The sequence below is a fragment of the Roseateles sp. 22389 genome (assembly GCF_052044995.1).
Lineage (GTDB): Bacteria > Pseudomonadota > Gammaproteobacteria > Burkholderiales > Burkholderiaceae_C > Roseateles.
Genome location: NZ_JBQEOF010000005.1, coordinates 1 through 23,990, shown reverse-complemented (window position 1 = coordinate 23,990; position 23,990 = coordinate 1). Strand labels below are relative to the sequence as shown.

15 protein-coding genes are annotated in these 23,990 nt (G+C 61.7%); 6 read left to right on the top strand and 9 right to left on the bottom strand.

What is annotated here, in order from left to right:
- Positions 1–131 precede the first annotated feature (131 nt).
- The gene (locus ACTJKJ_RS08670; RefSeq protein ID WP_440820189.1) at positions 132–3,224 is read left to right on the top strand and encodes an STAND family AAA ATPase; all 3,093 of its coding nucleotides are present in this window, start codon (positions 132–134) and stop codon (positions 3,222–3,224) included.
- Positions 3,225–3,651: 427 nt separating this feature from the next.
- On the opposite strand, the gene ACTJKJ_RS08665 is transcribed toward ACTJKJ_RS08670, so the two are convergent.
- Together ACTJKJ_RS08665 and ACTJKJ_RS08660 are read right to left on the bottom strand one after the other, a co-directional pair.
- The gene (locus ACTJKJ_RS08665) at positions 3,652–4,194 is read right to left on the bottom strand and encodes a hypothetical protein (RefSeq protein ID WP_440820188.1); all 543 of its coding nucleotides are present in this window, start codon (positions 4,192–4,194) and stop codon (positions 3,652–3,654) included.
- Between the two features lie 156 nt (positions 4,195–4,350).
- A complete protein-coding gene (locus ACTJKJ_RS08660) occupies positions 4,351–4,767 on the bottom strand; it encodes a hypothetical protein (protein WP_440820187.1) in 417 nt (138 codons plus the stop codon).
- Positions 4,768–5,070: 303 nt separating this feature from the next.
- Between ACTJKJ_RS08660 and ACTJKJ_RS08655 the strand changes: the two genes are divergently transcribed.
- Positions 5,071–6,072, top strand: coding sequence for a glycosyltransferase family 2 protein (locus ACTJKJ_RS08655; RefSeq protein ID WP_440820186.1), 1,002 nt, complete (start codon positions 5,071–5,073; stop codon positions 6,070–6,072).
- A 45-nt stretch (positions 6,073–6,117) separates the two neighbouring features.
- Here ACTJKJ_RS08655 and ACTJKJ_RS08650 read toward each other — a convergent pair whose 3' ends face one another.
- The 6 genes from ACTJKJ_RS08650 to ACTJKJ_RS08625 form a co-directional block, all read right to left on the bottom strand.
- On the bottom strand, positions 6,118–7,482 hold the full coding sequence (locus tag ACTJKJ_RS08650) for an HlyD family type I secretion periplasmic adaptor subunit (protein ID WP_440820185.1): 1,365 nt from the start codon (positions 7,480–7,482) through the stop codon (positions 6,118–6,120).
- On the bottom strand, positions 7,472–7,930 hold the full coding sequence (locus tag ACTJKJ_RS08645) for a toxin-activating lysine-acyltransferase (RefSeq protein WP_440820184.1): 459 nt from the start codon (positions 7,928–7,930) through the stop codon (positions 7,472–7,474). Before ACTJKJ_RS08645 ends, ACTJKJ_RS08650 begins: the two co-directional genes overlap by 11 nt.
- 111 nt (positions 7,931–8,041) lie before the next feature.
- Positions 8,042–17,854, bottom strand: coding sequence for a Calx-beta domain-containing protein (locus ACTJKJ_RS08640; RefSeq protein ID WP_440820183.1), 9,813 nt, complete (start codon positions 17,852–17,854; stop codon positions 8,042–8,044).
- 60 nt (positions 17,855–17,914) lie between these two features.
- Positions 17,915–18,352, bottom strand: coding sequence for a hypothetical protein (locus tag ACTJKJ_RS08635; RefSeq protein ID WP_440820182.1), 438 nt, complete (start codon positions 18,350–18,352; stop codon positions 17,915–17,917).
- A 136-nt stretch (positions 18,353–18,488) separates the two neighbouring features.
- Positions 18,489–18,986 carry an N-acetyltransferase family protein gene (locus ACTJKJ_RS08630; protein ID WP_440820181.1) on the bottom strand — a complete coding sequence of 166 codons (498 nt, stop codon included), beginning with the start codon at positions 18,984–18,986 and terminating at the stop codon, positions 18,489–18,491.
- A 12-nt stretch (positions 18,987–18,998) separates the two neighbouring features.
- Positions 18,999–20,882, bottom strand: a complete 1,884-nt coding sequence (locus ACTJKJ_RS08625) for a peptidase domain-containing ABC transporter (protein WP_440820180.1) — start codon at positions 20,880–20,882, stop codon at positions 18,999–19,001.
- 718 nt (positions 20,883–21,600) lie between these two features.
- Here ACTJKJ_RS08625 and ACTJKJ_RS08620 point away from each other — a divergent pair.
- Complete coding sequence (locus ACTJKJ_RS08620; RefSeq protein WP_440820179.1) at positions 21,601–21,786, top strand: hypothetical protein; 186 nt, start codon at positions 21,601–21,603, stop codon at positions 21,784–21,786.
- Complete coding sequence (locus ACTJKJ_RS08615) at positions 21,783–22,031, top strand: hypothetical protein (RefSeq protein ID WP_440820178.1); 249 nt, start codon at positions 21,783–21,785, stop codon at positions 22,029–22,031. Before ACTJKJ_RS08620 ends, ACTJKJ_RS08615 begins: the two co-directional genes overlap by 4 nt.
- A gap of 176 nt (positions 22,032–22,207) precedes the next feature.
- On the opposite strand, the gene ACTJKJ_RS08610 is transcribed toward ACTJKJ_RS08615, so the two are convergent.
- On the bottom strand, positions 22,208–22,450 hold the full coding sequence (locus ACTJKJ_RS08610; protein ID WP_440820177.1) for a helix-turn-helix domain-containing protein: 243 nt from the start codon (positions 22,448–22,450) through the stop codon (positions 22,208–22,210).
- 209 nt (positions 22,451–22,659) lie between these two features.
- On the opposite strand from ACTJKJ_RS08610, the gene ACTJKJ_RS08605 reads away from it, so the two are divergent.
- On the top strand, positions 22,660–23,472 hold the full coding sequence (locus ACTJKJ_RS08605; RefSeq protein ID WP_440820176.1) for a hypothetical protein: 813 nt from the start codon (positions 22,660–22,662) through the stop codon (positions 23,470–23,472).
- Between the two features lie 211 nt (positions 23,473–23,683).
- Positions 23,684–23,990: H-NS histone family protein (locus ACTJKJ_RS08600; protein ID WP_440820175.1), on the top strand; the 307-nt coding region annotated here is incomplete at its 3' end.

Here is a 23,990-nt window from a genome sequence, read left to right as displayed (position 1 = left end):
TCGCTGCGCAGCGTCAAGCAGCCACATCGAGTTTCATGGTCTCAACGTACCTGCGATGAAGCCGATCAGACGATGGAAACGGCTTGCCTGTCGGTCGGCAAATATGAATAGAACATCTCTGGAGGAGACCTATGTCTGGCGATTCCGCCCCCGGTCCGGCGGCCCGTGCGCTTTTGATTCAGATCTCGGACATCCACTTTCAGGAGCCGACCGATGCGGTGCTCAAGCGGACTGCCGAGATAGCTGCTGCGGTGCAACCTCTGTTGCCGCTGGCGACGCGCGTGGTACTCATCATCACGGGTGATATCGCCCAATCTGGAAAATCGGCTGAGTACAACCTGGCGACGGGTTTCATCCACACCATCGCCGCCGACATCGAGAGTCGCCACGGTAAGCCGCCGGACATCATCACCGTGCCTGGCAATCATGACGCGGATTTCGAATCACCACGTGCGCGGATCCGCACGCTCGTGCTGAACACGCTCAAGTCTGGGCATGTGTCGAACATCGAGTTGGCAGACGTCGAAGAATGTGTGAGTGTGTTTGACGCTTATGACGACTTTGCCAAGAAGGTCGAGACCGGAACTGCGATCAAGCACTCTCCAATCTGGCGAGCGTTCGAGATCGACGTCGGCGGGAAGTCACTCCATGTTCATTGCGTCAACAACGCCTGGAGTTGCGAGCTTCGGACGGCGCCTGGGAGTCTGGGGTTCCCGACCAAGCTCCATCACCAGTGCGCGGATCCCATCGGCGCACTTCGAATTCTGCTAATGCACCATCCAGCACACTGGATCTCTTCGCATCAGTACCGCGAGTTCCGCCGCTTCACTCGAGAGTGCGCGGAGATCTGCTTTACAGGGCACGAGCACGAGAGCAACGCGGGTGCGAATCGGGACAGCGAAACGGGCCTGACAGCGTATGTGGAGGGCGCAGTCCTTCAGGATCGGAACAACTCAAACGTGTCCGGCTTCAACGCTTCGCTGATTGACTTCGAGGCGAACAACATCGAGACCACCGAATTCAGGTGGAACGGCACTGCGTATCTCTCGGCGCGCAATCCGTTGACCTTGGCTCTGCCGAACAAGGCCAACGTGGTGAATCTGAACCCCGAGTGGCAGGACTTCATCAGTGACCTGGGTTCCAACGTCTCCCATCGAGGACGCGAGCACGTTGATCTGGCTGACCTTTACGTGTACCCCGAGCTGGAGCAGCAAGAAGACAGCGAAGAGAACCCGCTTATCGTTTCGAGCAGGGAACTCTCCAAGGAGCTTGCATCACCCACGGCGTCAACGCTCGTCAAGGGGGAGCAAAGCAGCGGCAAGACCGCGTTGCTGAAACGCCTGTACGCCGATGCCTTGGAGCGCGAACTCTACCCGGTCTATATCAACGGCCGGTCGATGAAGAGCTCATCCGACCGAGATCTCAAACGCCTGCTGGAACGCTCCATCAGCGATCAATACGCTCCCGACTCTGCGAGCAAAGTGCTTCAAGCCAAGCCCGAGCAACGCATCCTCTTGCTCGACAACTTGGATCGTTGCGAGTTTCCGGACCGCTATATGTCCGACGTCCTCAAATTCTTCGACAGGCAGTTCCTGAAGATCATCGCGACGGTCGACCCCGCGTTCGACCTGAAAGAAGCGTTGTTGACCGCGGACTTCAGCTCGCTGCGCAGCTTTGTGCAGATGCAACTGCTCGAGTTCGGATTCCGGTTGCGCTTTCAATTGGTGTCCAAGTGGTTCGGTCTGGACGATCGGACGAAGCGTTCAGAACAAGAGGCCCAACACGCGGACAAGATCATCTCCAGGGTGGTAGGGCGTGGCTTGGTCCCCTCGTTCCCCATCTACGTTCTGATCCTGCTGCAGAGCATCGAAGTTGGGCGGGCTGGCGAACTCGAGAACAGTGCGCTGGGGCACTACTACGAGTACATGATCCTGCAGGCGCTGGAGCCGCGCGTTCGACAGGAGCATGTGCACGAGATCTTGAACTACTGCTCGCAGTTCGCGTGGTTCCTTCACTCCGTCAAGAAGGAGAAGGTGTCCGACAAGGAGCTTCGCAGCTTCCATGCCGCCTTTGAGACTAAGTTCGATCTGGAGCTCAAGTTTGAAGATCGCAAGCGCATGCTGCTCGACGCCGATCTATTCATTGAGCTGGGCGACGAGGTCGGGTTCCGCTACCCTTACAGCTACTTCTTCTTCCTTGGCCGCTACCTCGCCAAGAATTTGCAGAATGAAGAGACGCTTGGCTTCATCAAGCGCTGCTGTCAGAACCTGCATGTGCGTGAAAATGGCAACGCCATCCTGTTCCTGGCCCACCACAGCAACGATCAGTTCGTTTTCGATGCGCTGCGGGAAGCGGTTGACTCTCGGTTTGCAGAAACGGCCCCGCTTCAGTTCCAGCAGGACACTGAGGCACTAGACAAGATGGTCGACAAGGCGCCAGTGCTTGTCTTCAACGAAGCGCACACGCAGGTTGGACGGGAGAAGGCGCAGGTAGAGGACCACGATATCGAGCAGACCTTTGATGACGCTGCCAACGGCGGACTCGAGTCGGGGATCGCATCCGATGAGCAACGTCAGGTGCTACAGCTCTTGGCCGAAGTCAACGGGTTGATCAAAGGCATCGAGCTATTGGGCATGGCAATGAAGGCCAACTTCGGGACGATCGACACGGACGCGAAGCAAAAGCTCATCGATTCACTATTCAAGGGAGGCCTGCGTGGACTGCGCGTGTTCGTGGAGGCCTTCTCCGAGGTGCCCGACCACATCATTGCGGAACTCGGCGCGGCGATCCAAGAACTCAGCTCGACAAACACCATCGACCGGGACCGCGCCGTCAAGGTCCGAATCTTTCAGGTGATTGGACGCTTCTCGTTCTGGTTCATTCGTCGCATTGGTTCGGCCGTGGGTTCCAAGAGCATGGCGCCAGCAATCAAGCGCTATGTTGACAGCAACGACACCATCGCTAACCAGTTGGTAGCCATGAGCAGTTCGTTGGAGACGCCGGGCCGCATCCCCTTCGACGAGCTGCAGGCCCTCAACAGCCGCGTATCTAAGCAGGCGTTTGCACAGAGCGTCCTGCGCTACATCGTGTTCACGCGGATTCACATGTACAAAACCTCCGAGGCGGAGAAGCAACAGGTCTTTCAGGAGTTGGAGATCCAGATCTCTACTCAACACGTCATTGACTACAAGACGCGAAAAGCCAAGCGGCTGACCAAGACCTAGATTGGCCGGCTCAAGATCAAGGAACTCGGACGCGGCTTCGGTCCTCGAGGGTTGGGCAGGCCCCAGAATTCCACCGCTGGCGACGGGGGGGGGTCTAGTGGTGTCACTCGCCGGCTTCTTCCTCAACCAAGTCATGTTCGCATCGCTGCTTCGATGGACCGAACTTCGGTACGGCAATGCACTCGCGATGGTGTTGCCCCAAGGAAGTGCATCCAGCCTTCTCCTGAGCGCACTTGCGTACTCAGGGTCGACCGAGTTTGCATAGTCGATGAGGCCACTTAGATGCCTGTACGGCCCACCTGCGGAATTAAATGACCTGGCCGCCACATGCGCGGCGATGCCCCGCGTTTCCAGGTAGTAGAGATGCTGACGTAGGCGGTTTCTAAACGTCTTCGTGAGCCGGGGCTCAGCGTACTCGACGCGTTGTTCAGCGTGCCTGCGTCAGCACGATCTGGGAAACGTTGCTGGTCTTGAACTCGTACTCGATGGCCAAGCGATTAGAACGGTCGCCGATGAAATAGATGTCTCGCGTCAACATAGGGCCATGAAATCCCATCACCTGCGACACCTCGGTCGGTCCGCCTAATACTTCGATCACCTGTTCACGTCGAATCTTCCCGGACGGCGAACCGATCCAAAGCAGGGTAAGCGATGATCCTCGGGTGTCGATCGTTGAACTGAAGTAGGCCGTCATGCCAAGCGGTGCGGCGCCTTTTGCAGCAACGTCGGCAGAATTCGCATCTCCGACATTCTGAACAGCGAATCCGAGGTGGTCTTGCAGCGCCTGTGGATGCGACAACAGATCCGCTCGCAGCACGCCTTGCAACTTGATCAGCAAACTGCGGGCAGGCGATTCTGTTTCGCCCCTCACCACGCCGTTCAAGTCACGGCCACCGCCCCACTTGCCTGATCCGTTGATCGACGGTGACGCGCATCCCGCCAACACAATCGTGACGATTGCGAAGAACATTCGCCTTCCCATTCCTCGCCTCCCTCAGCCGTAACAGCACCCACAGACGCCGTCGTCGATCGCGAGCCGGCGAGCACCACTGCAAAACGCGGCGATCCATCCTCGCACCGGTTCGCCCGTGCAGACCGCGCCATTCGAGCACGAGGCTCGCTCCACTCACGACCTGCACTTCAGCTTCGTATCCCACATCAAGGTCGGCTTGAATCCGTCTTTGCCGTCCTGCTCAATGACAAGCCCCCACCGGCTTGTGACTACGCCAAGGAGGCCTCTGCGAGTCTGGTCGTAGCAAACGAGCCAACCTGACTTCGGCTTTCCGGTGAAGGCCTCGGCCCAGAACGCATCTCGGATGTCAACGATGTTGAAGACCACATCGCCCTTGTCGGCCATCCGAATCGCAGCTTCGGCCTCCTGCGGCGTCGGCTTCCGCCCGGGATCCGGACTGGTATCGACGGTCATCGCCTTAAGAGGATCGATCGGTCGACCGTGGCGATCGGTGCCGGCGGCACATGCGGTCAAGAGGCCGACACAAAGCGCAGCGATCGAACGCTTCAGGGAATCGGATGCAAGAGTCATTGACAGCTTCTAGAAGTATGAGGAGTCGACAGTCACACGAGGCAACAGCCACATTGGCGGAGCCAGTTGGGGCGCGGCTAACGAAGGGGTCCATGATGTGCGAGCCTAACCGGGAAATGCGTCACGCTCGCTTTGCGGGCGTCCAAGGCAGCGTTGTGGCGCGCGCACTATTGCGCATTGGCATCCCCCTCAGATAACGGGTTCGTTATGCTTGGCGAGCTCGAAGCAGGAACAATTCGGAACAAGCATTGACTGCCCCGGACCGCCCGTCGCAGTCTCGAAGAGTCCGAGGGAATTCCTGCAATGTTGTCTGCCGATCTGGCACGGGGTGACGCGGCCGCACGCCGCCCGACTGTCCCCACTGCGTCCTTTCCGCGTGTGTCCATCGTGGTGCCGGCCTACAACGCCGCGGGAGTCATCGCTGCAACGATCCAGAGCGTGCTGGCCAGCACCTTCACTGACTTCGAACTGATCGTCCTCGACGACGGCTCTACTGACGGCACTGCGGACATCGTCCGTTCGTTCGATGATTCTCGGGTCCGACTGGTGCGGCACACCAATCGAGGAATGTCCGCCACGCGCAATGCCGGCTTGGCGATGAGCCGCTCCGAGTTCGTCGCCCTGCTCGATGCCGACGATGTCTGGCATCCACAGAAGCTCGCCCTTCAGGTCGCCCTGCTGGAGCAGCATCCCGAGGTGGACCTCTGCTTCACCGAATTCCAGACGTGGCACGGCGGGCCGGCCGAGGAGTTTTTCACTCGCCGCGGGAATCTGCAGACGGAGGACCGCCTCACGGGCTGGATCTATCCGCTCATGGTGATGACGAACTTCACGCTGCCGTCGTCGGTGCTGTACCGGCGGCGCCTGGCGGACCGGTTGGGCCCATTCCGCTGCGATGACCACCAGACCGACGACTGGGAGTACTTCACGCGCGCGTCGCGGCTCACGCGAGTCGCCAAGCTCTCGACGCCGCTCGTCCTCTATCGGCAGAGCGCCAATTCGCTGTCGAAGCGGGTGCCGCGGCACAACGCCACGGAAGATATGCGCGAGCAGTTGCTGGAGCGCTTCGGCCTGGAGTGTCCGCACGGCGGCACCGTCAATCGTGCGGAGCTCCTGTATCGGCAGCACCTGGGCAGACTGCGTCATGCCGACGCCCATGTCGCACGCGGCAACCTGAGTCTGGGACTGCTGAACTTCGCCTGGCTGATCGCGCGAGGACCTCGCCGGCACACAACAGCGACGACGCTTGCCAAGTCGCTGCGGCGCCGGGCGCTGAGCCTCCTGCCCGAACCGGTCTCCCGCTGATCGCGACCCGGCCTGCCAGCCGGGCCGAATCGCGTGCCTTGCCTGTCAGCGCTCCCGCGCTGCCTCTTGGCCAACCTTCTGAACTGGCGAGAGCAGGTACTCCATCACCGTACGGCGCCCCTGGTGGATCTCCGCGGTCACCAACATCCCTGCGTTCAGGGGACGGCGTTCTCCAGATCGAGGGTCGACGAGGGCTGTGTCCTTCAGCCGGACAATGGCGCGGTAGGTCAGGATCGGCTGCCCTTGCACCTGCTGCTTCGGATCCGTCGCATCGGGGCTGATCATGTGGACCTCGCCTTCCATCAAGCCGTACTTCTGGAACGAGTAGGCTGCGACCTTGACCTTGACGCTCTGACCCACAGCGGTGAAGCCGACATCCTCATTCCTCAAAAGGACCTCCGCCTGCAGCGGCTCCTCCTTCGGCACGATGTTCATCAGCACCGCGCCCGCCTGCACCACCGCGCCCTGCGTTGTTGTCGCCAGATCCTTGACGACGCCCGCCGTCGGCGCGCGGATGTCCAGCAGCCCCGCCTTCACGTTGGACTTCTCCAGTTCCTGCTCACCGCGATTGAGCTGACCGACGGTCTCGATGCGCTCGTTCTCGAGTTGGGAGCGGTACTGAGAGCGCAGTGCCGCCAGTCGCTTCTCGGATTGGGCGATCGTCGCGTTCAGGCTCGCCACGGTGGCAGCCTGCGTCTTGAGGTCCTGCTCCTTCTCGACGGCCTCACGCGTCTTTTCGTTGGCGGCCAGCTCACCGACAAAGCCCTCCTGCACCAGCTTCCGGTAGGCGTCTGCAGATTGCTTGTAGCTCGGCAGCGTCTGGCTCAGCTTGGACAGCACCTGCTGGGCTGCCAGCAGATCGGCCCGCGCCTTGTTCAGCGCCTCCGTCTCTTGCGCGACCGAGTCCTGGTAGGCCTGGCGCCGCGCGCGGAACTGCCCTTCGATCTGCGCATACAAGTCGGACGGGTCGCTCTTGCTCGGTAGCATTGGACGGTCGCTCATCTCCGCGTCGATGCGGCGCAGCGTCAGGCGGCGCAGTGCCACGTCCTTCTTCAGCGCCGTGGTGTCAGCCGTGGACAGGCGCTCGTCCATGCGCATCAGCAACTCACCCGCCTGGACTGACTGGCCGTCCTTGACCAGGATCTCCGCGACCACACCAGCCTCGGCCGGCTGCACGACCTTGGTGAAGGTCAACGGCACCAGTCGCCCTTCGGCGCTCGCGACGATGTCCAGCTGGAAGAGGCACGCCCACCCCAGCAGCAAAAGGACCAGCGCGACCAGCGACAGCAGGATGGTGCGCGGCAGCCTCGAGGGCGGTCGCTCCTGCAACGCCAGCAGGTCTGGCGCGAAGTCAAGCGCCTCGGGCGCCAGGGCAATCAGGCGCCCTGGGGTCGCCGACTCAGCCGCCATGTCCGATCTCCGTCAGCTGCGACCGGCCATCGGCCTCCTGCCGCCAGAACGTTGCCCGGCTGGCCTGCGGAATCTCTGACAGGGCCTGCCGTGCAATGTCTTCGGCGCCACCGAACGGTGCCAGCACATCGATGAACCACAGATGTGGGCCAGCCTGCCATTCATGTGGCGCGATGGTGGGCACGCCGGAGCGCAGGCGCTCGTCCACGGCGTCGCTGACCCATGCCCAACTGACGAAGGCCCACGGGATCTCCGAACGGTTGTAGAGCTTGCACTGGTCCAGCACCAGGGGCGGCGTGTAGCGCCAGTCGATGTCGGCGAAGAAATTGAACCGGCGCTGCGCGTCACGTGCGAGCAACCAGGCCACGGGCCCGAGCAACGGCAGCTTGGCCAGCTCGCGCCGGGCCGAGGCCATTTGAGTCTCGTCGGGGATAGGGGAAGAAGTCATCACGGATTCCTGTTGCATTGCGCCGATCGCGTCGCGACCGGCGGACATGGGGGAGAGTGAAGCCGCGCCCGAAGGCGCGGCTTCATGCGGTCATTACCGGACCGGCCGCGATCAATAGGCGCTCATGCGCCGCGTTGAGGTGCCGATCAGACCGGTCGTCGCGTGACTGTCATCGCTCGGCGACACCGGCGTGCTGGAACCGTCACTCCAGCCCAGTTCCTGCCCGGACGCGCCACCGTCAGCCTCCGCCCAGGCGGTCGCAGTGACCTGGGTTTTCATGACGGCCGGCTCCTGCAGGTCTTCGATCGCATAGGTCGTCGACCCGATGCGGACCTGCATCGAGGCGTCGAGCACGCGATCGATGGTCAGAATCGCACCGCCGACGCGAAGCGCAAAGCTGCTGTCGGACGAGACCACACTGACCGCACTGCGTTCGATGCCGTCCTGCAGGCGGATCAGGTTGGTTCCGGCCGTGTCGCGGATGTGGTCGTTGCCATCGCCGTAGCCCCACAGGTAGGTGTCATTGCCGCCACCGCCCTTGAGCTCATCGTCGCCCGTCCCACCGCGGAACATGTCGTCCCCGGCGGTTCCGGTGATGTCGTCGCTGCCGGCTCCGCCATCCAGTACGAACCCGCGCACCGTCATCGCCGAGAAGTCCAGCGTGTCGTTGCCATCACTTGCGGAGATGCGATCACCCTCGCCAGGCCGGTTGAGCCCATCCAGCATCTGGATGTTCCGCAGGTTGGCCAGATGGTTCTCGACACGAAGCACATCGACGTTGTAGCCACCTCGGATCGTGTTGACGCCGGCACCGCCGTCGAACTGATCCTTGCCGTCCTGATCGCCCCCACTGAGCAGGAACGTGTCGTCGCCATCGCCACCAGAAAGCGAGTCATTGCCGGCGCCGCCACGGATTAGGTCGTTACCACTGGTGCCGGTGACGATGTCGTCGCCCCCGCCTGCCTCGATGGTGAAGTTGCGGACCGTCTTGCCGGAGAAGTCCAGCGTGTCCGCACTGTCCGAGGCCACGATGCGGTTGACGCCGAGATCCCGGTCCACACCATCGATGACCTGGATGTTGCGCAGGTTGGTCAGGCCGCTTTCAACGCGAAGGACGTCGTATCCATACTCGTCGCGGATGGTGTTGACTCCGTTGCCGCCGTCGTAGAGGTCCACCGACTGGTCGCCCCTGGTCAGCAGGAAGGAATCATTTCCGTCGCCGCCGAACAGCTGGTCGGCGCCCATACCGCCTTCAATGAGGTCGCCGCCAGAAGTGCCGATCACAACGTCATCACCTGCGCCGGGAGCGATCAGGAAGTTGCGCACTGTCTTGCCGGAGAAGTCCCAGCGGTCAGCGCCATCCGTGCCGTCGATGAAGTTCGTCTTGAAGTCCGCGTTGACGCCGTCCAGCACCTCGATCGAGTCAAGGCTGCTCAGAGTAGACGACACCCGCAGGTGGTCGTACCCCCAACCGCCAACGATCGTGTCGGTGCCGGCCTTACCGTGATACCGATTGACAACGCCCGACTTGGCATCGGCCAGGCGGAAGGTGTCGTTGCCCTCGGTACCGACATAGTCCTCGCTGCCATCGGCCGGCTTCTTGCGCGCGTCGATGGCGGCAAGCAGCGCTTCGACGGTGCTGTTCGTTCCGTCGGAGAAACGGATCGACTCAATCTCGAAACCGGTGGCGGCGCTGCCATTCAGCTGCACGCCTTCGCCGCTCGCTTGCCCTTGAGCATCGAGGCGGATCAGGGTGGTTCGCTGTCGTCCATCGACCTCCTCCGTGGTGTAGTCGAACGAGGCGGCACTGAGCCCGTCGCCGAGACGGAGTACATCAAGACCGGACAGGTCGCTGATCGCATCGAGTCCGTCCGAATCCTTCCATTCGAAGAAGTCATCGCCTTCACCACCGATCAGGGCGTCGTTGCCTCGTCCGCCAATCAGGGTGTCGTTGCCTGCACCGCCGTCGAGCACGTTGTTGAGTTCGTTGCCGGTGAGCAGGTTGTCCAGTAAGTTGCCAGTGGCGGCGATCGCCTCGCCGGATAGCAGGACGTCCTCGACGCCGGCGTCGGCGACATAGTTGGCACTGGCGCGAACCACGTCGTGGCCGCCAGTCAGGCGCGTGTCGCCCCAGGTCATCGACAGGAAGTCAGTGAAGTAGGGCAGTGGCTCATCGAGCAGGCTGCTGTATTGCGCACTGTAGAACTCCATCAGGATCGAGGAGACATCGGTCTCCCAGATGCTGGTGGCCCCTTGCTCGAAAGCGACTTCTAGAGAGGCTTGGACCTGCCCCATGCGCTCATCGATCAGTGCGGGCCACCAGTCCTCGCTCACGGCGCTCTTGAAAATCTGCGTCATGTCCCGCAGACCATAACTCCACGGTTTGTCGAAGGCATCGGCCTCGAGGACGCGGTCGCCCACGCTGTCCACGAAGTACAGGTCGTCGCCCTCTCCTCCGACCATGAAGTCGGCGCCGGAACGTCCGTCCAGGGCGTTGTTGCCCGAGTTGCCAATCAGCTTGTTGTCCAGCGCGTTGCCGGTGCCGGACAGCGCGTCGCCGACAAGCGTGAGGTTCTCGACCGTGCCACCCAGCGTGTAGTCAGTCGACGAGACAACTGTGTCCTTGCCGCCGTCGACGCGGGAGCCTCGGGTGTAGTCAAGGGTCAGCAGGGGGCTGAACCAGTCTTGGTTCCAGCCGATGATCCATGCCCCCTCCATGTCCCTGAAGCGGTCGGCCAGCGCCGGCACGTCGAGGGACTCGTCGGGATGAGCTGCGATGTAGTCGACCATCGCGTCGACCAGCTCGCCACCGCCTTGTACCCAGCCGATCTGGTTCTTGACCTTCCGGATCTCCCGAATCAGGGTCGCGTCGCCGTTGGCCATCTCATCGACGACGTCCGCGGCGTTGTCGACGACGTAAGTGTCGTTGCCCTGGCCGCCGCGCAAGATGTCGACGCCGGTGCCCCCGTCGAGCGTATCGCGGCCCTTGCCGCCAATCAGCAGGTCAGTGGCACCGCCGCCAAACAGCGCATTGCCGTTGTCGTTGGCGCGCAGCGTGTTATTGAGAGCATTGCCCTCGCCCCGCGAGGCGTACCCCGTAAGAACAAGGTTCTCGACGTTATCGCCCAGCGTGTATTCAATAGCCGCCTCGACCGTGTCGATGCCTTCGCCCGCGCGCTCGACGACCTGGTCGCCAAACTGATCAACGACGTAGATGTCGTCGCCGCGGCCACCCGCCATCACATCGGCACCATAACCACCGTCCAGCCGGTTCGCTGCAGCATTGCCGGTGAGATGGTTGTCGAGCCCGTTGCCGGTGGCGTTAATCCGGTCATTTCCGGTCAGCACAACGTTCTCGACGTTCGCCGACAAGGTCGCGGTGACGCTCGCGCGCACCGTGTCATTGCCCTGGCCCACCTGCTCGATCACCCCGTCTCCGGCGTTGTCCAGCACGTAGGTGTCGTCGCCAGCACCACCCTCCAAGGTATCCGCACCGGCGCCGCCATCCAGGGTGTCGTTGCCGCCCAAGGCTCTTAGCGCGTTATTCGCGTCGTTGCCGACGAGCACGTTGTCGGCCGAGTTGCCTGTGCCATCGATGGTGGCGTGTCCCAGCAGTGTGAGGTTCTCCACGTTTTCGCCCAGCTGGTAGCCCAGAGTCGAGCGCACTGTGTCTACACCCCCGCCCGCGAGTTCGAGAACAGTGTCTCCGGTGCTGTCGACGTCGTAGGTGTCGTTGCCCGTGCTGCCCTCCATCGCGTCGTCGCCAGCGCCCCCGGCCAACATGTCGTCGCCATCACCGCCGTACAGTGCGTCGTTCCCGTCGCCACCCCACAGCTCGTCATTGCCTTCCTGTCCAAACAACGCATCCCAGCCATCCTCGCCCAGCAACTGGTCGTCGCCCGCATCGCCGCTGATCGCGTCGTTGCCGGTGCCGCCTGACACCATGTCGTTGCCGTCGCCACCGAAGCCGACGTCATTGCCGGCTTCCAGCATGAGCATGTCGTCGCCGTCGTCGCCCATGACGACGTCATTGCCAACCCCAGCAAATACCACGTCGGCCCCGTCCCCGGCGTCGACATAGTCGTTGCCTTCACCGGTGTAGACCAGATCCTTGCCCACGCCGGTGGTCACGCCGTCGTTGCCTGCATCGTCAGTGACGACATCGTCGCCATCACCGGTGTCGAAGAGGTCAGACCCGTTCGTTCCCAGCACCAGATCCGCGCCGGCCGTACCCTGGAAGGTCGTGCCGGGCGACACCGTCGGCACGGGGGTTATCGGGCCCTCCTGTCCGGCATCGCCGAGCTTGCCAACGTTCTTGTAGCGCAGCGTCACGTCGGCGATGGCGAGCGATCCACCGTTTGCGAGCGTTGCAGATGCCGTCCCGTGCACGGACTGCCCGTCGATGACCTGGAAGCGGCCATCGGAAGTCAATCCGATGCTGGCGATGCCCATTGCGTCGAGCGAACGGAACTCGCCCGGATCAGTAACGCCGTCGCTGTTCGCGTCCTGCCAAACGCCGAACGAGGACCATTTCTGGTCTGCTGCTGAGAAGATGCCGTCGCCGTTCGTGTCGAACGCACGCAAGCCTTCCAGATCCGTCTGACCGTCCGGCTTGTAGGGCACGAACGAGATCTCGTCGAAGTCGGTGATCTTTCCATCACCGTTCTTATCGAAGGCGATAAAGCCGTCGCGCGGATTGTTCCAGGCAATCTTGCGGCGCCAGCCATCGCCGTTCACATCGAAGAAGACGTTGGAGTCGTCAACGTCGGTGAAGTGGAAGCCGTCGCCGTCCAAGTCGATAGCGATCGGCTTCTTCCCGCCGCTCTGCACCTGCGCGCCCGGGGCCGGACCATAGTGGCGGACGTTGACCTGCTTGTCCTGGAAGGTCTGGTTGGAGGTATCGCTCAAGTCATATACGCGAACGGTAAAACTGTCGTACCAGACGTTGGCCGGTTCCAGGACTCCGTGGTCGTCCGTCAAGACGTCCTGACCAACGTACCTGCCATCCGCGTCCTGTTCAACATACCTACGACCCGTGTAGCTGAAGGCCCCAGTAACCGGATCGATGTCATCGGAAGGATCCGCCCCGCCAAGCTGACCGTACAGCGGGCGCTGGATGACCTCAAATCGGAAGCCTGCCGCGCCGTCGCTGTCGCTGGCGACCACCCGTCCATCGTTGCCCTCTTCCCATGCGATCGGCGTCGAATGACCATACCGCGGGGCATCGACCGGCACGCTGTACACCTTGCCGTTCATGGCTAGGCGGATCGAGCCATCCCAGCCGTCAAAGCTGTTGTACAAATAGTCGTACGCATGTACACGGCGGTTGTAGTAGTCCTCGGTGATACCGAGGTCTACGTAGTCGTCGTACCCGATGACCGTTCCCCACTTGTCGTAGCGCTCGGCGCGGCCGCCGATGGTGACGTAAGGCCGGTTCATCACCATGCCCTGGTTGCTGTAGCCGCGCATTCCCAGCACGGTCCCCTCCTGCTCGGACTCTTCACCCCGAGGACCGTACCCGTAGATCGGCATCGGCGAGAACTCGACGCGCACGTCCGGAACGTCGTTGACTTCGCGGAAATTCATGAAAACGCGGGCGGCGCGCGTGTCCCCGTCCGCGCCGCGGACAAGGTATTGGAACGAAGCCTCGCCGGCGTAGTCGGCAGGAGGGCTGATGCGCAGTTCCTGGCGGGCCTCGTCGAGCGTGACCTGCACGTTGCGTGCGTCCTGGACGCCCACGATGACCAAGTTGGCGCCCGGATCTCCTTCGTTATACCGGTCGTTGGCCAGCAGCATGGCGTAGCTCACCACCAGCATGCCCGGTGTGTGGGTCGGCGTCGCGCTCATGTCCTCGTTGAACGAGCCGAGATCGTCGTCCCTGATCTCATAGGGATCCACCGGTAGGAAGTCGTTGTCGACAATCGTCGTTTGCATCGCCCCGAAGGCGATCTCGGCGCCTTGCGAATTGGACAGATGCACGTCGAAGGCTTCCGAGCCCTCGACCAGCGCGTCCTCGCGCAGCGTCACGGTGAAGGTCTTCTCAATTTCGCCGACTTCGAAGCGCAACTGACTGTCGACGCCGTCAAAATCGTTACCGGCGATGGCAGTGCCCGAGCCGGTCGCATAGTTCACCGTCACTGCGCTCTTCGCAGCATGAGAGAGGCGCACTGTGTAAGTGAGCGTACTGGCACCCTCATCAGCACTGGCGGGGCCGCTAAGCACCATTTGCGGCGGACCATCGTCATCGGCGATAACGCCACGACCGGTCACCCAGTTCGCGTTCTTGCCTGTGGCAGCCTTCAGGACGAAGTCTTTGGACGACGTGATCGACTCATTGTCCGTCGTCTGGACGCGCACGACGATGTTGGCAGTGCCCACCGGCACCTTCAGCGTTGGGCCATTCAAGGTCGAGAATGTGCGGCCGCTATCGAGCGAATACTCGATCGCCGAAGCCAAGTCGGATCCGACTTGCGCAGTGCCGGACTCGAGTGCGAGCGCGATCTCGACCGGGTTCGAAGCGGCGGCGCTAAGCGAGACGACGAATTGAATCGGCTGTCCTTCCAGTGCCGAGGCGCTGGAAACATTCAGAACGCGGGGGAAGATGCTCGCGTCGGTGACGCGGGTCGCGTGCACCTGCACTTGGCCATTGTCAAATTCGACGCGGATACCGTCCGGCGTGACCGAAGTCTTCTGTCCGGTGGACGAGGTTTCGAGATCCTGGCTCTTCATCGCGAACAGCTGTCCGTTGCGCGTGAAGCGACCATTGTTGTAGTCGAGCTCCGTGATGCCGACCTGCCCCATGGTCTGAAGCTCGTCGGCCTGGGCGACGGCGTCGCCATTGGCATCGTTCCAGATCTTGAGCTCGTTGAAGACCGGATCGAGCGCGTTGATCAGGCCGTCGACGTTGGCATCGATCCAGGAGAGGCTGCGCAGTCCCTTCGCAACGTCGGCCACGTTGCTGTTGCTGAACAACTCCTTGCCGCCGTCGACCACACCATTGGGGTTTCGGTCGAGGAACAGCAGGGCTTCGCCAGCCCCCACCCAGCCGACCTGCTTGTCGAAACCGGTGCCGTCCCAGTTGAATGAGCGGTCGTTGTCGGCGTTAGACACGACGCTGATGACGCCGTCGCCATTCATGTCGAGTGCAACGGGTCGGAATGCGCCGGGGATCAGCTTGTTGGTGGCGGGATCGGCACTGGCATTGAAGCCGCGGCGGGCTGCGCGAACCTCCTCAGTCTGCCCCGCATTTGGGTCGCCAGCGTCCTGCTGCATGCGTGCGGTCCGGACCTCCCACATCGGCGCCACGGCCTCGCGACCGAGCGCGGACACGATCAGGCGTTCGAATATGTTGCGGCGCTGCTCCGGATCAGTCGGATCGGCGTTATAGGGCGTCCAGTCATCGTTGTAGCGCAGGCCGGGATAGCGCTCCTTGCCCGTGATGGGGTCGATGTCGGAGATCGCGTAGCCAGGCGTGGACTGGCGCGCCTCGCGCCAAGTCAGCACGGGCAGGCGCTGGGGAATGATGCCGAGGGGCTCATCGGGATTAGCCGCCAGCATCGGGCCGATCACTTGATCCCGCAGGTAACCCTCGAGTCCGCCGAAGTACTCAGGATCACCCGCGGGCTTGCCGTTGCCCTTCATGAGCATGTCGACACGCGCCTTGCCAAACGACTCGCCTTGGGTCTGCAGCTCTAGCGACGTGCCAGCACCGAACTTGAAGGTGCCGACACCCCAGGCCTCCGGCGGTTCCTTCATTGCCTTGACAAAGGCGGCGGCCATGAGCACCCAGCCAAGCGGCGTGGTCAAGAAGACGGCTCCGTCGAGCAAAACGCCGACGCTCATCGCAACGCCGATCGGGTCCTTCGCCTTGATGGAAGTGATGAGTCCAATAGCGGGTAGGACACCCGTGCCGCCAAGGCCGCCCGCCAAGATGCCTGTGTTACTCCCGAGCAGAGCGGAATTCACCGCCGCATTGCTTAGGAAGGAGGCCTGATTAATCAGGGCTACAGTGCTTAGCGTTGCGCTCACTTTGGTCAGGTCGCTCGCGCCGCCGCTGAAGGCGTTATGCAAGTTGTAGAGCGTCAAAGCCCCTTGAGCGACTTGGTTGACCGCAGCCAGCCCCGGCACATTGCCGTCCGTGACCGTATTTAGCAGCTTGATGCCGCTGGCTGTGATGGGCAAAGGCTTGCCAGCCTTAATCGCATTGACGAGAGAAGTGACATCGCCGATGACGGACGCCAAGTGTGCGGCTTGTGACACCGTGGTCGCCGGCACAGGAGCTTCGTCAGGAATGACGCGGGCCATGCCCCGCTCGTCAACGGCGATCTTTTCGCCGGTCTTGATCTCAGTCACTTGACCAGCGGCGTCGAGATATGTCTTTCCGGTCGTCGGATCGAATATCTTCCGCTGCCCATCGCCCAAGTCAATCACGAACTCGCCGCTCAGCGCCTGCCGATAGGTATCGTTGCCAATCCGGATGACCGAGCTGGCGCCCGCCCCCGGAGGAAGCGCAGAGATGATGTAGCGGAAGTCAGAGTCTTGGACGTATGTATCGGGATCCTCGGTCTCTTGACGACCATTATAGTCCCGAGTAATTTGACGACCACCTGTATCGAAAGCTCGGGTTTCGGTGCCGTCCTTGGTTCGGACGGTTTCGATTCGGGACTGCCCCTCGGGATCGTCGAAATATTGAACCACTTTCGTCGAAATCCACTTGCCGCGACCGTCCAGTATTGCGGTCTCCACGCGGTTGCCAACTTGCGCACTGACTTCAACGGAACTGCGCATCCCGTCCTTGTCAATCGTGATCCGCTCCACTCTTCCGTCTGCATAAGTCCGCGTCTTGGCCCATGAACCGTCGTCAAACCGCTCTTCGAACTCGGTTTTCACGGCCGGAGGATTCTTATAGCGCACGGCCCATTGGTCGCGCGGCTCCGAGACATACCCACCTTCCTCCGGTCCAAAATTCGGATCAGAGCTGTTGGACTGTCCTGCATACGAGTTGTGAATCGCCAGCGGCTTGTCGCCGGGCAAGTCTTGTGGCCGCAACGCGGCCAAAGGCACCCCATCGTTCTGGAAAATGTTATACACACCTTCGAGAACATTCAGTGCGATGCCGTTCAGCAGGTATCCGCCACCAATGTCGGCGTGTGCGCCGTTCAACAGAACTTTACTGACGCGTGGATCGAGCTCTCCAGTTTCGCGATCTTCCCACCCGTCCTTCGCGAACATCGAGCGGTGTTCATCCTCCGCTTCAATCGAGATAAGTCTCAAGCTCTTGGACGGAATCAGTGCCATCCGATCCGTGGCGTCGCGCTCGTTCGTAGCTACGCGGTCCAGCGAAACCATCGTTCCGAATTTTGCATCGCCGGGTTGGATCAGATACTTGTCGTACGTCACAATCTTCGTGCCGTCGGCCGCAATCTCGATGCGTTCACTGGAAAGGTCGGGCACACCGCGCTCGTACACCATTGCCATGAACTGGCTCATGACACCGGCACCTCTGCTGAATCCGATGCCAGAAATTGTGATGTCGGACGTAGGATTTTCTCGGACATAAGCGGCAAATTGCGCATATCCGTTTTCTGCAATTCCCGGGACGGAGTCCCCCGACACCGAGTCCACAAGGTTGCCGATCGCTCCACCCCCAGTCCCCGGGCCCGCGAGATAGATCGAATCACCGACCTGGGCGGCCTTCAGCCCGCTTTTGACGGCATACTCAATACGCGCGACGTTGGTTTCCAAGCCATTCTCGGAGTCCACCGCACGGTCGTTGCTCGTGCCGTCGAATGCGACGAAGAACATCTTCGAGTTGTTCTTGCTCGGATCAAAGCTAGGAGACCGTTCCTGCCTTGAAAACTCCTTAAACGCATCTAGTTTGGTCTGGGCTTCCGGCGTGTAATTGCCGACGACTGGTGCTTCCATACTGAGTGCCATCATTCCTCCCCGATCACTGTTGTTGTTGTCCGCTGCATTTGCGAACGCTCATTGCTTATTCGTGTATATCACACGACTACCCTTGTTGATATCAACCGAATTGGTTCCCACCAATACGGTCATTTCCTGATCGCGAATTTCGAAGACGATAGACCAAAGCCGCTCGCCTGACTGGATTTCTCTGCCCACCGGCACGGTGACAGAGCGTCGAATCCCGCCCCTTTGCGTCCATGTGATCACTGCTCGAGACGGAACACGGTTGAATCCGACTTCCACGTTGTAATCGCCGGGTCGAACCGAGGCGAGATGTCTCAACCTGGCATCGTCGTCAAGATCGACCACCACCTGATCCAGCCATTGGCTGCTCTTGTTCTGAACGACAAAGCTGATTGCCTGTCGAGGCTGAAGAATCGAGCTGCAACCCCACAGCAGAGCGCAGGCGACGAGCAGAGTGACACAGTGACGAAAGCGTTCAATTGCACGCATACTTTTTCTCCCGCTGAGAATAATCAATAGAGTTTCTAACCACCGCACCAACGCTCTGGTTAATCTCGGTTTCAATCGCGCTCGCCGCCGCACGAATGAAAGCGTGCCTAGAGTCGTCTTGAACAATGCACATCGCTCACTCTGTGCGAATGTTGTTCGGCGTCATTCCGGCAGTGGACTTGACATAGTTCTCACCCACCCGCGCATATCCCGCCTTGATCGCAAAGCGGCCGACAAGGTTGCGTTCATCGTGCCCACTGTTGGTTCCAAACGCGATCTCCGCGACGCCGCGGTTCCTGCACCAGCCCTCGAAGGCCGTCAGCAGCCGGACCGCGTGGCCGCCCATGCGAGCCTCGGGAAGTACGTCGAAATGCATGACGCTGGCGGTCAGCGTCTCGCTGAAAATGTGACGCTCCAATACCCCAATCAGCGCGCCCACGATGCGCTCGGGCGATCCTGAACTTGCGACTAGGAATGCGTAGCGAGGCGCTCCCTTCTCGATCAACTCCCGGAACGACGCCTCGACGCGTCGGTCGCTGAAAGGTAGGTGCCGGAAACGCGTCAAGGCATGCATGCGCCGCGCGCCGTCGAGGAGCGACGGCAGGTCTTCCAGTTGCGCAAGTCGAATGGCCATGGTCTCTCCCGCTCAAGCGCGATACATGGACGTGGAGAGCTTCACGCCTTCGCTCGGTGGCGTCGGCCCCGATACGACTTTGAGCTTCTGTAACCCGTCCTTGCCCAACTGCAGCACTTCGTCGATCTGCAGCGCCTTGGGCATCGCATGCGTGATGAACAGCATCGTCACCTTGCCCTTGAGGTTGTTCACCGTCTTGGCGAATCCCTCCGCCGTGTCCTGGTCCAACGCCGAAGTCGCCTCGTCGAAGATCAGCACCCGCGGCCGCTTCAGCAGCGCCCGCGCGATCGCCAGCCGCTGCTTCTGCCCGCCTGACAGGCCGACACCGCGCTCGCCAACCTCGGTCTGATAACCCTGTGGCAGTCCCTCGATCACCGCGTGGATGCCGGCCATCTTGCAAGCCTGCACCACCTGCTCGAACGACGCCGCCGGATTGCCGGCGATCAGGTTCGCGTGGATCGTGCCGCTGAACAGCATCGTCTCCTGCGGCACCACGCCGAAGTAGTTGCGCAACTCGTTGGCCGCCATGTGCCGCACGTCGATGCCGTCGATGCGGATGCTGCCGGCGCTCGGCTGGTAGAAGCCCAGCATCAGCTTGGCCAGCGTGCTCTTGCCCGTCCCCGACGGGCCCATGATCGCCACGGCCTTCCCCGGCTCGATCGTCAGCGCGAGGTCTTGATAGAGCAGCGGCCGGTCCTCCGCATAGCGGAAGGCCAGGCCCTCGACCTCGATGCGGCCCTTGCCATCGGTCATCCGCTTCGGGACCAGGCTATAGGGCTCGACCGGCGCGTTCATCAGGTCGCCCAGCCGTTTCACCGACAGGCTCGCCTGTTGGAACTGGCTCCATAGGCCCACGATGCGCAGCACCGGCTGGCTCAGCTTGCCGGCGAACATCTGGAACGCCACCAGCATACCGATCGTGAACGAGGGCTCGTTCATCACCGTGTACGCGCCGATCATCAGCACCAGCAGCGTCTGCGCCTGGTCCATCGTCGAGGCGAAGACGTTGTAGGTGTTGCCGATCTGCTTGGTCTGGAAGCCCGACTGCAAGAAGGCCGCAACGTAGTCGGCATAGCGGCGCTTGAGCTGCGGTTCCATCTGCAACGACTTCACGGTCTCGAAGCCGGCGATGTGTTCGGTCACGAAGGCCTGGTTGCGCGCGCTCATCAGGAACTGCTCATTGAGCTGTTTCTGGAAGATCGGCGCCACCACCGCGCTGACGATGCCCACCACCAGCAGCATGCCCACGACGATCATGGTCAGCGTCACGCTGTACCAGAACATTACGCCCAGGCAGATCAGCAGGAAGGGGAGGTCGAGGATCAGCGACACCGCCGCACCGGAGATGAACTCGCGAATACTCTCCACGCCGTGCATGCGCGCGGCCACCACCCCGGTCGGTCGGCTCTCGAAGTAGCGCAGCGGCAGCTTGAGCAGGTGGTCCCACACCGCTGCGCCAAGCACCGCATCGACGCGGTTCCCGGTGTGCAGCACCAAGTACTGCCGCACCCAGGTGAGCAGGCTCGTGAAGATCGTGAAGATCAGCATCGCGATGCCCACGGCGATCAGCGTGCTCTGCGTCCGATGGACAACGACCTTGTCGATGATGGCCTGAGTGAACAGCGGCGTGGCCAGCGCGATCAGCTGCAACGCCAGCGAGGCCAGCAGTACGTCGCGCCAGACCTTGCCGTGCTTCATCAGCTCGGGCACGAACCAGGAGAAGCCAAAACGGCGCCCGTGGCCGGGCGTGTCGGGGTCCTCCACCGCATCGCCCTGCGGCGCGAGCATCCAGCCCGTGCCTTCGATCAGTTCTGCGAACTCCTCGATGGTGGCGGTGCGCGGCGCGTTCTGTCCCGCAGGAAAGAAGACGATGGCGTCGTCCTGCGCCGCAGTCACGATCGCTAGCGCGGGGGCTAGGGGCCGGCCTTCCTCAGGTTCGCTTGTCTTTAACGCGACGATCAAAGGGAAGGCCATCTGCGCTATGCGCGTGGGCTTCACCGCGAATGGCTTAATTCGAAACGACAGCGCCTTGGCTGCGGCAACCAGCGTCTGCGTCGTGCACGGTGGCGGAAAGTCCTTCGCCACGAGCTCCGGCGCGAATGGCCGGCGATGCAACGCGCACATCGATCCCAACGCCCACAGGATCTCTTCCTGAGGCACCTCCCTACGACTGTTCTTCACAACGCCCTCATTTGTTATGGGCGTGCAATTTACAGATCCGTAACGCGGCGCATCACCCCTCTTTGTGGGGGCGCAAGGCCACTTTGAGGGCTGAATGCGACATCTTCACGCCGATTCGTTGGAGATGACAACGGAACTTTAACGGCGCAATAACTGCGATGTCGTCTCTCAAAGACATCTCCCCGCACCTCTAGCATCTTCTGAGTGAGCGCCTTTAGTCGGGATACAGTTCTGTCCAAGCGCTTGACATCGGTGCTGAGAGGTTCGCATGGCTGTTCATGTCGACCCATCCTGTATGCCATCGACGCCTGCACCGTTATGCGGTCGGGTCGTCGGATGTTCGTGAGAGGTCGGTTGGGGCCGGCGAAGCGACGAGCCGCGGACTCTGTAGAAGACCCGACACCGCCCCTCAAGCGGCTGCGCACTCTTTTAGATGAAACGTCTCTCCTTCGTACCGTTCGATGTCTTGAGAACCTTGGCTGGCTCCGCCGCGCATGATGTGGACCAGCTGGAGCGGGAGTTGGGTCTCCCGATCCCGGCCGTGCTCAGGGAGTGCCTGCTGTTGATGGGCGAGAGCCCGCCCAATTCCGAGTACCACATCGTGGAACTCGGGAGATGAAGTACATGCAGGACTGGCTGGCCGACTGGGTCAGCCGCTACAGGGCCGAGGGCATCCCGCTGCTCGGGATGGACAACGCCATTCCGTTCCTCCAGTTCCAGGACACATTCCTCTACGTGCTGGCGGGAACCTACCGCGACGATCTCCCGACGTACGCCTTCGACATTAACGACACACCAACGATCCGCCCGCTCCATGAGCGGTTCAGCGATTTCGTCTTCAAACAGTGGGGCACGAAGGGCTGAAGTGGGTGAGCGTCCCGATCAGGCGTCGGGGCGCTGCTGGCGTTCGGGACTGTCCCCAGCCAGGGCTAGAATTCGGCCCACTCCCGCGCGCCTCCCTCCCTGATATCCGCGTGCGGCCTCAACCAGCCAGTTCGGCTGGATTTTTTTCGCCTGAGCTCGTCGGCGAAGGGTCGCCGTCATTGCTTGGCGGTCTTGGCCTTCGCTCGTAGTGAGCGCTTGTAGCGCACCTCGATGCGCTCGGCGAACTCCGAGAACGTGAACTCCAGGCCGGCCGCAATCTTGAACAGCACGCTGATGGTGGGCTGCTTGCGCCCGACTTCGATCAGCGAGATGTAGGGGCGGTCAAGGTCACACTGGCCGGCCAGATCTTCCTGCGAGTAGCCGAGCTCAATCCGTCTGGCCTTGATTTCCACGGCCATGGCGTCGATTAATTCCGGATTCCTGCTGGGTCGCATTGCGCGACGCAGTTTTCATGGATCGTAAACTGAAGACACGTGTCAACTGACAGCAAAGTGAGCGTTCCTCGCTCGCTGGCGGGACGTGACATCGCGGCCGTTTTCACGGCCGTACGGAGCAAGTGGAGCCCCGGTCCCCGGGGCTGCTCGACAACGTCAATCTCAGGGAAGCCATGTCTCTCGCATCCAGGTCACTCATCTCGATCCTCGCCAGCTTGGCGATGACCTCTCCGGCTCTGGCCGGGCTCACCCCCACCGAAGGCAACGTGGCGCAGAAGAAGTGCGGCGCCAGCCGCGCCGAGTCGTTGACTGCCATGGGCACCCTGGTGCGCGGCAGTACCAGTCTGAACGTCGCCAACAGGCGCCTGTCCATCGGCAAGGTTCTGGCTCCCGGCGAGGTCGTCTTCTACGCCAGCTTGGCTGAAAGCAAGAAGGTCTATCGGGCCAAGAAGCAGATCGAGGTCATCGATTCGAGCCCCATGACACCGGATGTGAAGATCACGCCCGAGATGCCATTACCCGTGCTCGGTACCTTCACGAGCAACAGCGGACGACGTTATGACGTGGTCGGCGTGGGCAGCGGCTATAGCGGTTTCCTGACCTTGGTCGACGACGCAGGGTTCCTCTGCTCGGATCGCCTGGATGACAAGCTGGTGGCCGTTGGCATGCCGACGGTCTACCAGCAGGAGCCCTTGATCAGCCAAACAGCGGATGCTGGTCTGACCAAGCCGCGCACCCAGGCGGTTGCCGTGACCTTCCTGGGCTTGGCCGGTGCCTCGGCTAGCTTCGAAGTTGCAGTAATGGTCAACGGTGCGGTGGAAGCGAAGAAGGTCTCGAGCTTCGACGCGTTCTCGCCAACCGTGCAGCTCGGCGACCTCGCTATGGCCATCAGGGTCGACGGGAGCGGACTGACGGTGACATCCCTGAACGAGCCCACCGACTACGTTCGCTGGCTCGGAGAACTCCGGGCGGGCATGCGTCGCTGATCCCCCGGCCAACTTCGACCATGCGGCTGTTGGTCGTCTGGACCCTCTGCTGCCCGGTGTGCAGGGGGCCAGGCGTTGCGACCTGTTGACGCAACGTCAGAGCCGCCCCGCTGTCACCGAACATGGAAGAAGGCCTAACGCCTCCTTGGGGTCTGGTTAAATGGCGCCGCGTCGCCACGAGCGACGACCATAGATCCAAAAGGAGAGAGTCATGCCGAAGTCCCTGCAACATGTTTTGAGCCAGATCGACAAACTGCAGAAGGAAGCGGACTCGCTTCGAGCCAAGGAGGTGTCGGGAGTCGTGGCGCGCATCCAAGAGGCGATCGCCCACTACAACCTGACGCCCGAGCAGCTGTTCGGGCGCGCTGGGCGCAAGGCGAAGGGTTCTGCTACTTCCTCGAGCACAGTGGCAAAGCGCGGCCGCGGCGTGCCGAAGTACCAGAGCGACGACGGGCGCACGTGGAGCGGTGTCGGCAAGCGTCCGGCCTGGTTCGTCGAGGCGCTGGCGAACGGGCGAG